We start from the raw sequence: 12325 nt of genomic DNA, 5'->3' as shown, positions 1-12325 counted from the left end.
CTTATTTCACTTAGGGGTCATTATTGAAGCAAGTGAAAAGGAGAGCGTCATGAGTACCTCTACTACCGTGCAGAACGTTCAGACCATCGACGTCACGTCGTCGCAAAGTGCTGAAGCGCAAGAAGTCACTAGGCATTTCAACGAGATTCCAGCGAGTGATTTGAGGATTCGTATCGAATCATCCTCTGGCGATACCGTTACCGTACCCGAATCCCTCAGTGACCTTTTACAAGCTGTGCTGCGCCTTGCAGCTACTGGGGAGACAGTGGGCATAACACGCTTGTCGAGGGCATTGACCAGTGTCGAAGCGGCCAAGTTCCTCGGAATGTCGCGACCAACCCTCATGAAATTGGCTTCGAGCGGGGTAATCCCTTCCCATAAGGTGGGTTCACATACCCGCTTCAATAGATCTGATCTGCAATCCTTTGCTGAGCAGCGGATTCAGAGGCAGCGTGAGTCTTTCGATGACCTGCGCTCATTCGAAGACGCGAGCGGTTTCGTGGAGTAATTCCGGGATGTGTGGTCCCTGGTTACCTATGCTGAAAGCATGCAACCAGGGGCCACTCTCATTTTCTTAGATGCCAACGTGCTCTTCTCGCGCACGCTACGAGACTGGTTCTGCATCATCTGCCAAGAGTCGGGTCCTGAAGGTATTGCACCTCGGTGGAGTGAAGACGTCATGACCGAGTACCAATACCACGTCCGCAAGAAGAACCCGGGCTGGTCTGATGAACAGGTAGGTGGTTGGCGTCGGCGCCTAACTGAAACCTTCCCCCAAGCCATGATCGTTGGCTATGAAATCAATGAAGCGTACCTGGCCCCGGAGCATGACGCCTTCGATGCGCACGTCATCGCCGCGGCAGAACATGGAAAAGTGGACTATCTCGTAACGTCGAACTACTCGGACTTCGAGCCTGTCGTGGACGATGTTGAGTTCGAGATCTATACGCCCGACGATATGCTGTGCCTCATAGAGGAACGCAGATCCGACGCCGTTAACGCTGCAACCCGACGCCAGATGGATTACTGGGCCAAACGATCCGGCAAGAACCTCCACGAAGCGCTAACTGACGCTGGGGCACCTGAGTTCGCTCAGCGCATAAAGCGTCGCATGTCACACTGGGCACTCACAGGAAAATATTGATTTTGGGCGCAAAGACTGGTCAACGAATGCGCTGGCCGTTCCTGTGCAATCTGACCGGCCAAAGTCGGAGACAATGGTCAGTGCTCTGAGTTGGAAGCAAAGCAGTTAAGGTACCGCACTAAGCGCAACTCCTGCATGTAAACGCCGATAACAGCGCGTATGTCCGAAAGTATTTAGTTTCTGTTTCAACTAAATTGTCATGCTGAGTGTCAGTGCGAGATTCCTCTTCGACCTTGGCCGCATCGCCGTGGTCATTGGTTTTCGGCGTCATTCTGATAGGGGATCCACCGCTGGGTGTGAGGGGCCGGAGCGCAACTTGGGGAACCGTGAGCAGTCCAAAAGTTCGCGAGGAAATAAGCGACGCAGGAGCGCCGATCGAAGTTTTGGGTTGCGAGCGGCGCTCAGCGCCCTGGTTGCGCGAGGACCCGCCCAGCGACGATCGGATATCGGAATGACAAACAGCAAAGATGCAACTGGTCATTCATGGTCGGGATCGGTCCGTGCGCATGACCGGCCGCGCAACTCCAGCATCCGGCGGCAGGCAACGGTACGGGACGTGCGCAGGAATGCACATCGAGGGCCAGTTCGGCTGGTTCGGCGTCGGCTCGGTCGCGGGCGTCGAGCCGCACTGTGGCACTGGACTCGTCACCAAGTTATCCGGTTACCCAGAAGCCCGGCCACCTGCCGTGGGATAGGTCATGCCGCCCATGAGGTGAACAGCAATGAAAGGGTACCTACCTCAACAGAACTGCGGCTTGCCAGTCGCTATCGGGAAGCGAAAACCATGAGCGTTGAACCAATTCAAGATGTGGTCTTCGAACCACTCGCCGTCGACACTGACACCGCGGCTAGACTCTTGGGACTTAGCGTCTCCACGGTGCGAGAACATGTGCGTCGCGGCGATCTTGTCCCGCATTATTCCGGGACAAAGCCCATTTTCCAGGTCGACGAACTCAAATCGTTTCTCGCTTCGCTACCGAATGAGCCACGCCACCTGTAAGGCGTGGAAGAAGCCGTCGGTGGCTGGACCTATTTGCCGACCAGGACTCCTTCCTGTAGGCGGCAGCTCGGTGACCGATTAGGACTTGCCTGCTTCGAGTAGGCGGGACATTTTCAGCATGGCATCTTCCAACTGCTTCCGGTTGCCGCGGGACTTATAGCCTCTGGTTATCGACCGGGTCGTATGGCCGACGATCTCCATGATGACCGCCTCGGGCACTCCTGCCTCGTAGAGCAGATCAACGGTCGTATGTCGAGAGCCGTGCAGCACCACATCATCGGGCAGACCGGCCTCGATCAGGAGTGCCCTCCAAGCACTCGTTGCATCGTCTGGATCCCAGGGGCGGCCACCGTTGAGGAATACCAGCCCTTGTCGCTGCCCTGCCATGTGTAGCGAAAGGATCGACTTTAGTGGATCGACCAGCGGGATGACGCGCCAGCCCGCTCGCGACTTGGGCCGTGTCAGGTAGAGCCCGTTGCCAAGCTCGCGCATTTCGAAGTCAGCCGGCACTTTCGAAACGTCCTTGAATCGCTGCAGCTGCCACGAGAGGTCGATCTGGTCGGTGACTCGCTCGGCTTCAAGCCCGAGGATCTCACCGCGTCTGGCCCCGGTGAGCAGATACGTTGCCCAGAGTGCGCCGTCTGCCCTCAACGTAAGGTGTGCCAGGAGCTGGATTGCTTGCTGGACGTCGAGTGCCTTCTGATCGGTGACGCGTGTGCGTGGCCGGTCCACCATTTTGCACACGTTGATCGGTATTCTGCCTTCGCGGTGCGCCACCTTGAGCGCGGCCGACAAAGCGTTGTGCGCGTTGAGCGCGTAGGTACTTGAGAGCATTGGGTTATCCGGTGGCAGATCGTGTGGCGGGATGCCGCGCAACTTCCGGTTCTTCGGCGTGCTCATGATGCGCTTGTGGACTTGTCTGACGTGCTGTGCGGTCAGTTTCTCGAGCCGCACCTTACCGAGCTCCGGGATGATGTGCTGTGTGACCACGGAGCGGTAGCCGGCGAGCGTTTTCGGGCGGATCTGTTGGGACGCGACGTCATCGAGCCAGTGCGTCATCCACGCTTCGAGCGTTACCGAACTCGTGGCAAGGTCGCCGTGCTCGCGCAGCTGTTGCTGATAGCCGCGCATCATCTTGACTACCTCGGCCTTGCTCTTGCGTCTGACCACCTTGCGCCGCTGCCTGCCGCCGGGCCCAGGTGGGAGAGTGATCGCCGCAGCCCACAGCCCGTCGGCCTGTTTGTAGATCGAGCCCTCACCCTTGCCTCGCGCCATCACAGGATTCCTACTGTAGCTATTACTGTAGCTATTGCTATGAATTCATATGGTCTCATGTGGACTCAAAAGTGGCTAGAAACCGCGGAATTCCGCGGAATATTTCTCAGTTGGTAGAGCGTTCGACTGAAAATCGAAAGGTCACCGGATCGACGCCGGTCGGAGCCACCACTGGGAAGCGTCAGTTCTTCGGAACTGGCGCTTTTCTTCATTTAAGCTGCGATGGAAATGCCTGGGGTTATTCGATTTCTGCCTAAAAGGCGGACATTTCAGCGCGCGTGCCCCATTTACGGCAATGATCCAGCAGAATCTCATGACGACGGCCGGCTTGTCTCCGCCTTGTCTTGGCCAAGCGCTAGGGTGGTACTCAAGAGAAGGGGAGGGCTAAATGGACCAGCAGGAAAGCTACACCGCGCCTGAACCGGAAGCCGTTGGGGCTCCGGTATCCGAGGACCGGCAAACGGTGGCGGGAAGTGGCCGCACAGTGATCTCGGATTCCGCTGTCGCCAAGGTTGCCGGCATTGCCGCCAGGGCTGTTCCGGGCGTCTATTCCCTCGGCTCGGCTCCTTCCCGCGCCCTCGGAGCCATCCGCGATGCCGTTGGCAGCCAGGACCACGCCGCAGGCGTCCGCGCCGAGGTCGGAGAAACCCAAGTGGCCGTGGACCTCAATCTTGTGGCCGTCTACGGATACCCTTTGCATGATGTCGCCAACCAGGTCCGCGCGGCCGTCTATCGTGCCGTCGAATCGTTGGTGGGCCTGGAGGTCATTGAGGTCAACGTTGAGATCAACGACGTCTACGTTGCTCCGCCCGTCAAAGCCGGAACAAGAGGCGCATTATCGGAAAGGGAGCCACTCCAGTGAACTTGACCGTTGTCGGAATCGGGATCGGCGCCTTCGTTGCGTTCATGGCCTTCCAATTCGGGCTGTGGGGTTTCATCATCGCGCTTCTCTTCATGGGCATCGGTGCGCTTCTGGGCCGCGCCGCGGACGGAAAGCTTGACCTGCGCAGCGTGCTGGATGCCCTCACCGGCCGCCGCTCGTCGTCATGAGTTCCACGGCTGAGGCTGTGCAGCCCGCCGTGAATCTGGCTGGCCACAACCGAATCAGCACCCAGGCGCTCACCACCTTGGCCCAGGCAGCCGCCGCGGAAGCGCTTGGAGTCTCGTCGCAGGATGTTCGCGCCGAATGGTCGGACGACGACGGCCTGCTGGCACTCTCGATTGTCGCCCCGATCAGTGTGCCCTCGCTGACGGACGTCCTCAGGGACCCCCTGCGGGTAGCAGGATACGGTGGAACGGTCTGGGACCGTGCCGTAGCTGCCAAGACGGCCATTCTTGAGCGTGTCACCCAGCTCAGCGGTTCCACCTTGAGCCGCGTGGATATCCGGATCAGCGGCGCACGCGTCAGCGAAGGAGTCCGCGTCCGATGAGCCACGCCCAGACCCCGCACGTCCGGCGCAGCCACCCGGACACTGCGCCGACTCAGACGGCCGAAGGCGACACCCCCGGTGTCTACACGCCCGGGACCCCAGGCAACGGCGACCGGATCGACGTCGGACTCCAGCGCATCCTCAAGCGTGAGACCCGCTCGTCCCGCGCTGGAATGGCGGCGCTGGCCGCGGCGCTCGTGATCGCGGCCTGTCTCTATGCCCTCCTCGAATCCGCGCTGCGTGCCATTGGTCAACCACCGTGGCTCATCGATCCGCAAACAGCGGCCGAACGGCTGACGGCCCTTCCCGGAGGGATTTCCCCCTTGCTGCTTGGTGCCCTGGGCGGGGTCGTGGCCATGGTGGGCCTGATGTTCTTCTTGAACGCAGTCCTGCCCGGCCGAAAGTCCCGTCACTTGCTTGAGGATCCCCGGGCCGGAGTGGTGGTGGACGACGAGGTCATCGCTTCGGCGCTGGCCAGGGCCGCCCGGACGGCAGCGAACGTCACCCAGGAGCAGGTCATGGTGGTGGTTTCGCAGAGGCTGGTTGTGGTCAACGTCCGGCCAACCTCGGGCGTGCCGTTGCACGAGGAACGGATCCTTGCCGCCGTCGAGGATGAACTTCAAAGGATGGCCCCTTCGCCCATGCCTTCAGTCCGGGTCAATGTCGCCGCTTCCGGGGTGATCGGGGCATGAACGGTACTCCGCACGCCCTCAACCGCATCCTGATCGGCATCCTTGGCCTGAAACTATTGGCCATCGGCATTCTCCTGATACTGCTCGCCACTGTCCCCGCCGTCGGAAGTTGGTGGCAAAGCTGGTCCACCGGGCTCTGGGAACACGCCAAGTACCTCTCTGAGCAGACCCGCATTCCAGGGCGTGAGGAAAGCTGGCTTTGGGTGGCCGCAGCTGCGGTGCTTGTTGTGCTGATCGTGCTCATGGTGTCCTGGGTGTCGCAGCAAGGCAAGGGCCGCGCCAACCTCATCGTGTCGGAGTACGACGACGCTCAGACTGCCGGGGACGTCAACATCGGCGGGAACCTTGCCGAGCAGGCGCTCAAGGCGGCCCTTGCGGAACGTACGGATCTTGCGGGCGTGACGGTGGCAACCTACGAGGTCAACGGTCGTCCCGGGCTCCGGGTCAGGGTCCAGCCCCGTCAAGGCGTTTCCCCGCACGCACTCGCCGCGGATGTCTCCCGGCTCGTGGAGGCGCTGGACATTGTGGTGGGACGCCGGACTCCCGTCTTGATCCATATCGGGGCCGGCGCACGGACCAGGTTCAGCAAGGCCGAGCGCGTTCGTTGAACTGACACGCGACCGTTGTTAATCGGATGGCTATGTTACCTCGCAGGCGTTTTGCGTTGCAGAGGTATCTGCAGGGCCATAGTTTGAAGGGTAGGGGGAACTCTTCCCTTTGGTTGGGCTTGCCCGGCCGGCACTGGACCTTGGGTCCGTAGTCAAGCCGATGGACCAAAACACTTGGGCCAGGAACAAGGAGAAAACCATGAGCGAAGAAGTCAACAACATCAAGCAAAGCGCCGAAGCCGCGGCTGAACAGGCCAAGCACGTCGCAGGTGACGCCGCGGAGCACGTCAAGGAATTTGCCGGTGAGGCGGTCGGGAACGCGAAGGAATTTGCCGGTGACGCCGCGGAGCACGTCAAGGAGTTCCTGTCGGGTGACGTGGCTGAGAAGGCCAAGGACCTCGCGGGGGATGTTGCCGGGAACGCCAAGGAAATCGTGGGCGACGTGGCTGAGAACGCCAAGGGCCTCGGCTCGAAGATCGCCGGTTTCTTCAAGGGCGGCAAGTAGGCTCCACGCCAAGACGACGCCTTCCTGACCTTCTTTGGTTAGAGAACGGGGCCGACACGCACAACTTGCTGCGTGTCGGCCCCGTTTCCGTGCCAAAGAAGGTCAGGAAGGGAAGGGGCCCTACTTCGCCACGAGGTATGCCCCGCTGTTCGGGGCAATCGAGGCCCCGCCCGAGCCGCCATCGCTGGAGAGTTCCACCCTGAGCCCGGCCGGCACGGGGAGGGCGGCAGTACCCATGTTGACTACAACCAGCACGTCGCGGTTGTGGAAGGCCAGAACTCCGTTGGCGGGATCGTGCTCCTCGGCCCACTGGAACGTGCCTGAGCCCAGGCGATGCGTGCGGCGGAAAGCCAGGACGGAGCGGTACAGCTCCAAGGTGGAGCCCCCGACGCCGGCCTGGACGTCCGCCGCCAGCTCGCCGAACGCTTCGGGCTGGGGCAGCCAGGGCGCAGCAGGCGCTCCGCCGGCAGCCGCGGCGCCCGCGGTACCGGACGACGCCCCCTCCGAGAACCCGAAGCCGGGCGCCCCGGACTTCCAGGGCAGTGGTACGCGGCACCCATCGCGGCCGCGCTCCACGCCCTTGGTACGGAAGAATGACGGATCCTGGCGAGCGTCTGCCGGAAGGGAGGTGTGTTCCGGCAGGCCGAGTTCCTCACCCTGGTACAAATAGGCCGAGCCCGGCAGGGCGAAAGACACCATGGAGGCCGCCCGTGCCCGGGCCAGGCCCAGGACGGCGTCGGGTTGTTCGTCTTCCGCCGCGATTCCCTTGGGGAACGTGGTGGGATCTGCCAGCCCGAAGCGGCTGGGGTGCCGGACGGTGTCGTGGTTGCTCAGGACCCAGGTGGAGGGCGCTTCGACGGATCCCGCCGCGTCGAGGGAAGACTCGATTGCCACTGCCATGCGCTCCGCGTCCCAGCCCGCCAGGAGAAAATCGAAGTTGAAGGCCTGCTGCATTTCATCCTTGCGGACGTACCGGGCCAATCGCTCCGCGGGCTCTACCCAGGCCTCGGCAACCAGCATGCGGTCCCCGTCGTACTCGGCGAGGACTCTGTGCCATTCGCGGTAGATCTCGTGGACCCCGTCCTGGTCGAAGAAGGGCGACGGCGGGTCCAGCGGCGGCTTGACCTTGTGCTCGACGGCGGTCGCGACGGGCCCCGCAGCGGGCACGGCTCCGGCAGCGATGTGGGGGTGTGCGGTGTGCGGTTCGACGGCTTCGCTGTGGGCGCCCGGTGCGGACAGGCCACCTTCGACCATGGCGGCAGAGCCTTCCCAGTCCGGCAAGCCGGCTTCTTTGACCAGGCCGTGGGCAACGTCCACCCGGAAGCCGTCAACTCCGCGGTCCAGCCAGAAGCGCAGCACCGAGCGCATCTCCTCGTGGACTTCTGGGTTCTCCCAGTTGAGGTCGGGCTGCTTCGTGTCGAAAAGGTGTAGGTACCACTCGCCGGGAGTACCGTCGTCGTTCGTCAGGCGCGTCCACGCGGGGCCGCCGAAGATGGATTTCCAATTGTTCGGGGCCAGGGCCCCATCCCCGGAGCCCGCTTTGGAGTCTTTGCCCGGGTGGAACATGTAACGCTCACGCTCGGGGGAGCCGGGGGCTGCGGCGAGGGCTTCGCGGAACCAGGCGTGCTCGTCCGAGGTGTGGTTGGGCACGAGGTCGACGATCACCTTGATGCCCAGGCTGTGTGCTTTCTCCAGCATTGCGTCGAAGTCGTCCAGCGTGCCGAAAAGGGGGTCCACTGCCCGGTAGTCCGCTACGTCGTATCCCGCATCAGCCTGCGGTGACTTGTAGAACGGGGAGAGCCACACGGCATCAACGCCCAATTCTTGCAGATAGGGCAGTTTCGCGGTGACCCCGGCAAGGTCGCCCATTCCGTCGCCGTTGGCATCGGCGAACGAGCGCGGATAAATCTGGTAGACGACGGCGCTTGCCCACCACGCGGAATTGTTGGAACCGGGGGTTGGGATCGGGGAGTGCGGCACTGGATTCCTCTCGATGACATATTTTTGTGTAAACGCTTGCATTACTACCCGGAAGCTTACTAATGTGAGGCTCACCACATCAACCGCACAGCGGAAATACCTGGTCCACTCACTGAGGAGTTCCCAGCATGAACACACGCAAGTACCTTTTGCCGGCCGCTGTTGCCGGCGTGCTAGCCATGTCCCTGTCCGCCTGTGGTGGCGGCGGTGGCGGCGGCACAGCCTCAAGCGGCGGAGATGCCGCAGCGAACCTCGACGGACGCGGTCCAATCACCTACGTCCAGGGCAAAGACAACAGCAACGTTGTCCGCCCGCTCGTCGATAAGTGGAATGCGGCGCACCCGGACCAGAAGGTCACTTTCAAGGAGCAATCCGACCAGGCGGACCAGCAACACGACGATTTGGTCCAGAACTTCCAGGCAAAGAACGTCAATTACGACGTCGTTGACGTGGACGTCATCTGGACCGCCGAGTTTGCAGCGAAGGGTTGGCTGCAGCCGCTCACGGACAAGATGAGCATCGATACCTCAAAGATGCTTCCCGCCACGGTCAAGACGGCGACCTACAACAACACGCTCTTCGCGGCACCCCAGACCTCGGACGGCGGCATCCTCTACTACCGCAAGGACCTGGTGCCCACCCCGCCCAAGACCTGGGACGAGATGATGAGCATGTGCTCCATCGCGAAGTCGAACGGCATCGACTGCTACGCAGGACAGTTCGCCAAGTATGAAGGCCTCACCGTGAACGCGGCTGAAGCCATCAACTCGGCCGGCGGCACGATCGTTGGCGACGACGGCAAGTCCACCGTGACCTCGGCGGCGGCGAAGGCCGGCCTCAACAACCTGGTCACCGCCTACAAGAGCGGAAACATCCCCACGCAGGGCGTGACCTACCAGGAAGAACAGGGCCGGCAGTCCTTCGAAGACGGCAAGCTCCTCTTCCTGCGCAACTGGCCCTACGTCTACAACCTCGCCAAGACGGACGGTTCGTCCAAGGTGAAGGACACCTTCGGCATGGCTCCGCTCCCGGGTAAGAGCGGCCCCGGCGCCTCTTCCCTCGGTGGACACAACCTCGCCGTCAGCGTCTACTCGGCGCACAAGGCAACGGCCAAGGACTTCCTGACCTTCATGACCAGTGAAGAGACTGAAAAGTTCTACGCAACGCAGGGCTCGCTGGCCCCGGTGCTCGCTTCCTTGTACGACGACCCGACCCTGGTCCAGCAGCTGCCGTACCTTCCGGTGCTGAAGACCTCGATCTCGAATGCCGTGCCGCGCCCGGTCACGCCGTTCTACCCGGCTGTCACCAAAGCCATCCAGGACAACGCCTACGCTGCCATCAAGGGTGACAAGTCCGTCGATCAAGCAATGACGGATATGGACACGGCCATCAACTCGGCCAGCCAATAGCGACACCTCCAGTGAACCCCGGGCGGCCGGCGCTTTACGCGTACGGCCGCCCGGGGGCACGCCATCAATTTCCGGAAGGAGGGGAAATGTCCACCCTTGCGCAACCTAAGCGGGCGCCAGAGACACCAAGCCCCAAAACCAAAAAAGTTCAAAAAGAAGTAGGACAGGACCGGGCGGCCACGTCTCAAGGCCGCTGGGCGTTCTGGTTGATTTCCCCCGCCCTGGTATTGCTTGCCGTTGTCATCGTGTACCCGGTGGTCAACGCGATTATCATGGCGTTCCAGAAGGACCAGGGCCTTGACCCGGTCACCAAGGTCTTCGTCCAGGGCGGACCCGCGGGCTTCGATAACTTTGTCCACTGGTTGGCCCAGCAATGTGGCTCTGCTGCCTGTGCTCCTGGCACCCTCGGCGCCCAATTCTGGAGCGCGGTCGGAACGACGTTCTTCTTCACGGCGGTCACCGTTGTCCTGGAGACTGTCCTCGGGTTCTGGATGGCCGTCATCATGGCCCGGACGTTCCGCGGCCGCAGCGCCCTTCGTGCTGCAGTCCTGGTTCCGTGGGCCATTCCAACGGCCGTGACCGCGAAACTGTGGTTCTTCATCTTCGCTTTCGACGGAATCGCCAACAAGCTCTTTGGTACCGCAATCCTGTGGACAGGTAGCGAATGGCCTGCCCGCTGGGCGATCATCATTTCAGACGTTTGGAAGACGACGCCGTTCATGGCCCTGCTGATCTTGGCTGGCCTGCAGATCATCCCGGCCGAAGTGTACGAAGCCGCGAAGGTGGACGGCGCCTCGGCTTGGCAGCGCTTCACCCAGATCACCCTGCCGCTGGTGAAGCCGGCACTCATGGTGGCTGTCCTATTCCGTGTCCTTGACGCACTGCGCATGTATGACCTCCCGGCCATCATGACCCAAGGCTCGAACGGCACAACAACGTTGTCCATTTTGGTTGTTGACCAGATCCGTCAGGGATTCAACTCAGCAGCGGCGTTGTCAACTATCACGTTCTTGATCATCTTCCTCGTTGCGTTCATCTTCGTTCGTTTCCTGGGAGCCAACGCAGTCGCCTCAGCCACACCCAAGACCACCAAGGGGCAGGACAAATGACCGCCGTGAGCATTGACTCCGCGCCTAAGACAGCTGCCCGACGGCGGGAACGCTGGGCGAGCGGGCGCACGTACATCAGCGCAGGGCTCATCTTCATCTGGTGCCTGATTCCCTTTTACTGGATGATCGTGACCGCGTTCCGCGACGTTGGATATACCTTCGATTCGACGCCTTTCTTCACCCACGTCACCTGGGACAACTTCAACACGGTGTTCTCCGAAAGCCTGGGCAACCACTTCGGCCGGAACCTGTTGAACTCGCTCTTCGTGGCAGGGGTAACCACCGTTGTCGCCCTGCTTTTCGGGGTTTTCGCGGCGTATGCCTTGTCCAGGCTTGAATTCCGCTTCAAGTTCCTGGTCCTCGGCTTTGTCCTCGGGGCCTCGATGTTCCCGGGTGTGGCCTTGGTGACTCCGTTGTTCCAGCTGTTCACGAACATCGGCTGGTACGGCACATATCAGGCGCTGATCATTCCGAACATCTCGTTTGTTCTCCCCCTGACGGTTTACACCCTGACGTCCTTTTTCCGGGAAATGCCGTGGGAGCTGGAGGAATCAGCCCGGATTGATGGCTGCACGCAGGGCCAGGCATTCCGCAAGGTGATCATGCCGCTCGCTGCGCCGGCTGTTTTCACCACCGCCATCCTGGCGTTCATCGCTTCGTGGAACGAGTTCCTCATCGCGAGCCAGCTGTCCAATGACCAGACGAAGACCGTCACGGTCGCAATCGCCTACTTCGCCGGTGCCCAGGCCCACCAGGAGCCGTACACCGCCGTCATGGCAGCCGGAACGGTTGTGACGATTCCACTGGTGATCCTTGTGCTGGTCTTCCAGCGCAAGATCGTGGCGGGCCTGACAGCCGGCGCCGTCAAATGACGCAAACTCCCGATTCGGCCGGGCCGTCCATCGGCGGCCCGGCCAAGGAGCAGCACTCGCGGGTGAAATCGGCGGAAGATTTCGACCTCGTGATAGGTTTTCTCGGCTTCTGGGCCTTGGTCCTGCTGGTCATCACTGTGGCCGCCGAACTCACGGCCCAGCCCGCACTGGGCTGGGCCCTGGGCCTCCTGGCAGTGCTGCTGGCCTTGTGGGGGATGCTTCGGCTTCGCCGGCGGCTCCCGGCACGGACATCCAGGCGCATCACGTGAGCAGCGAGCCGAAATAAGTAGCGCGGAATCGG

General features: G+C 61.6%; 14 protein-coding genes. 12 read left to right on the top strand and 2 right to left on the bottom strand.

Annotated features, from left to right (window positions below; genetic code table 11):
- Positions 1–49: 49 nt before the first annotated feature.
- Together VLA65_RS10925 and VLA65_RS10920 are read left to right on the top strand one after the other, a co-directional pair.
- On the top strand, positions 50–508 hold the full coding sequence (locus VLA65_RS10925) for a helix-turn-helix domain-containing protein (RefSeq protein ID WP_332602505.1): 459 nt from the start codon (positions 50–52) through the stop codon (positions 506–508).
- A 39-nt stretch (positions 509–547) separates the two neighbouring features.
- The gene (locus tag VLA65_RS10920) at positions 548–1144 is read left to right on the top strand and encodes a PIN domain-containing protein (protein WP_332602504.1); all 597 of its coding nucleotides are present in this window, start codon (positions 548–550) and stop codon (positions 1142–1144) included.
- A gap of 1078 nt (positions 1145–2222) precedes the next feature.
- On the opposite strand, the gene VLA65_RS10915 is transcribed toward VLA65_RS10920, so the two are convergent.
- Positions 2223–3419 carry a tyrosine-type recombinase/integrase gene (locus tag VLA65_RS10915; protein WP_332602503.1) on the bottom strand — a complete coding sequence of 399 codons (1197 nt, stop codon included), beginning with the start codon at positions 3417–3419 and terminating at the stop codon, positions 2223–2225.
- A 388-nt stretch (positions 3420–3807) separates the two neighbouring features.
- On the opposite strand from VLA65_RS10915, the gene VLA65_RS10910 reads away from it, so the two are divergent.
- The 6 genes from VLA65_RS10910 (at position 3808) to VLA65_RS10885 (ending at position 6654) form a co-directional block, all read left to right on the top strand.
- Positions 3808–4281 carry an Asp23/Gls24 family envelope stress response protein gene (locus VLA65_RS10910; RefSeq protein ID WP_284991868.1) on the top strand — a complete coding sequence of 158 codons (474 nt, stop codon included), beginning with the start codon at positions 3808–3810 and terminating at the stop codon, positions 4279–4281.
- Entirely contained in the window at positions 4278–4469 is a 192-nt protein-coding gene (locus VLA65_RS10905) for a DUF2273 domain-containing protein (RefSeq protein WP_059388473.1), read from the top strand. The genes VLA65_RS10910 and VLA65_RS10905 overlap by 4 nt, the downstream gene beginning before the upstream one ends.
- Positions 4466–4849 carry a hypothetical protein gene (locus tag VLA65_RS10900; protein ID WP_059388474.1) on the top strand — a complete coding sequence of 128 codons (384 nt, stop codon included), beginning with the start codon at positions 4466–4468 and terminating at the stop codon, positions 4847–4849. Before VLA65_RS10905 ends, VLA65_RS10900 begins: the two co-directional genes overlap by 4 nt.
- Positions 4846–5541, top strand: a complete 696-nt coding sequence (locus VLA65_RS10895; protein WP_332602502.1) for a hypothetical protein — start codon at positions 4846–4848, stop codon at positions 5539–5541. The genes VLA65_RS10900 and VLA65_RS10895 overlap by 4 nt, the downstream gene beginning before the upstream one ends.
- Positions 5538–6149 (top strand): hypothetical protein, encoded by a 612-nt coding sequence (locus VLA65_RS10890; RefSeq protein ID WP_059388475.1) that lies wholly within the window; start codon positions 5538–5540, stop codon positions 6147–6149. The genes VLA65_RS10895 and VLA65_RS10890 overlap by 4 nt, the downstream gene beginning before the upstream one ends.
- 199 nt (positions 6150–6348) lie before the next feature.
- Positions 6349–6654 (top strand): hypothetical protein, encoded by a 306-nt coding sequence (locus VLA65_RS10885; RefSeq protein WP_306964078.1) that lies wholly within the window; start codon positions 6349–6351, stop codon positions 6652–6654.
- 120 nt (positions 6655–6774) lie between these two features.
- Here the strand turns inward: VLA65_RS10885 and VLA65_RS10880 are convergent, their stop codons facing one another.
- Positions 6775–8634: a glycoside hydrolase family 13 protein gene (locus VLA65_RS10880; protein WP_442880284.1), complete on the bottom strand. Its 1860-nt coding sequence runs from the start codon at positions 8632–8634 to the stop codon at positions 6775–6777.
- A 128-nt stretch (positions 8635–8762) separates the two neighbouring features.
- Here VLA65_RS10880 and VLA65_RS10875 point away from each other — a divergent pair, with 128 nt between their 5' ends.
- The 4 genes from VLA65_RS10875 to VLA65_RS10860 all read left to right on the top strand — a co-directional run bounded on the left by VLA65_RS10875 (position 8763) and on the right by VLA65_RS10860 (position 12293).
- Positions 8763–10043, top strand: coding sequence for an ABC transporter substrate-binding protein (locus VLA65_RS10875; protein WP_059388478.1), 1281 nt, complete (start codon positions 8763–8765; stop codon positions 10041–10043).
- Between the two features lie 86 nt (positions 10044–10129).
- Positions 10130–11152, top strand: a complete 1023-nt coding sequence (locus VLA65_RS10870; RefSeq protein WP_059388479.1) for a carbohydrate ABC transporter permease — start codon at positions 10130–10132, stop codon at positions 11150–11152.
- Positions 11149–12024 carry a carbohydrate ABC transporter permease gene (locus VLA65_RS10865; protein WP_059388480.1) on the top strand — a complete coding sequence of 292 codons (876 nt, stop codon included), beginning with the start codon at positions 11149–11151 and terminating at the stop codon, positions 12022–12024. The genes VLA65_RS10870 and VLA65_RS10865 overlap by 4 nt, the downstream gene beginning before the upstream one ends.
- Entirely contained in the window at positions 12021–12293 is a 273-nt protein-coding gene (locus tag VLA65_RS10860) for a hypothetical protein (RefSeq protein WP_253257252.1), read from the top strand. Before VLA65_RS10865 ends, VLA65_RS10860 begins: the two co-directional genes overlap by 4 nt.
- Positions 12294–12325: the final 32 nt, after the last annotated feature.

It is taken from the genome of Arthrobacter sp. S2(2024) (genome assembly GCF_036662515.1).
In the GTDB taxonomy this organism is placed as follows: domain Bacteria; phylum Actinomycetota; class Actinomycetes; order Actinomycetales; family Micrococcaceae; genus Arthrobacter.
This window is presented reverse-complemented; position numbering and strand designations above follow the sequence as displayed.

Coding starts and splice junctions, on each gene's coding strand:
- VLA65_RS10925 (WP_332602505.1), top strand. CDS start 50: ATGAGTACCTCTACTACCGTGCAGAACGTTCAGACCATCGACGTCACG.
- VLA65_RS10870 (WP_059388479.1), top strand. CDS start 10,130: ATGTCCACCCTTGCGCAACCTAAGCGGGCGCCAGAGACACCAAGCCCC.
- VLA65_RS10900 (WP_059388474.1), top strand. CDS start 4,466: ATGAGTTCCACGGCTGAGGCTGTGCAGCCCGCCGTGAATCTGGCTGGC.
- VLA65_RS10920 (WP_332602504.1), top strand. CDS start 548: ATGCAACCAGGGGCCACTCTCATTTTCTTAGATGCCAACGTGCTCTTC.
- VLA65_RS10875 (WP_059388478.1), top strand. CDS start 8,763: ATGAACACACGCAAGTACCTTTTGCCGGCCGCTGTTGCCGGCGTGCTA.
- VLA65_RS10915 (WP_332602503.1), bottom strand. CDS start 3,419: ATGGCGCGAGGCAAGGGTGAGGGCTCGATCTACAAACAGGCCGACGGG.
- VLA65_RS10890 (WP_059388475.1), top strand. CDS start 5,538: ATGAACGGTACTCCGCACGCCCTCAACCGCATCCTGATCGGCATCCTT.
- VLA65_RS10865 (WP_059388480.1), top strand. CDS start 11,149: ATGACCGCCGTGAGCATTGACTCCGCGCCTAAGACAGCTGCCCGACGG.
- VLA65_RS10910 (WP_284991868.1), top strand. CDS start 3,808: ATGGACCAGCAGGAAAGCTACACCGCGCCTGAACCGGAAGCCGTTGGG.
- VLA65_RS10885 (WP_306964078.1), top strand. CDS start 6,349: ATGAGCGAAGAAGTCAACAACATCAAGCAAAGCGCCGAAGCCGCGGCT.
- VLA65_RS10895 (WP_332602502.1), top strand. CDS start 4,846: ATGAGCCACGCCCAGACCCCGCACGTCCGGCGCAGCCACCCGGACACT.
- VLA65_RS10860 (WP_253257252.1), top strand. CDS start 12,021: ATGACGCAAACTCCCGATTCGGCCGGGCCGTCCATCGGCGGCCCGGCC.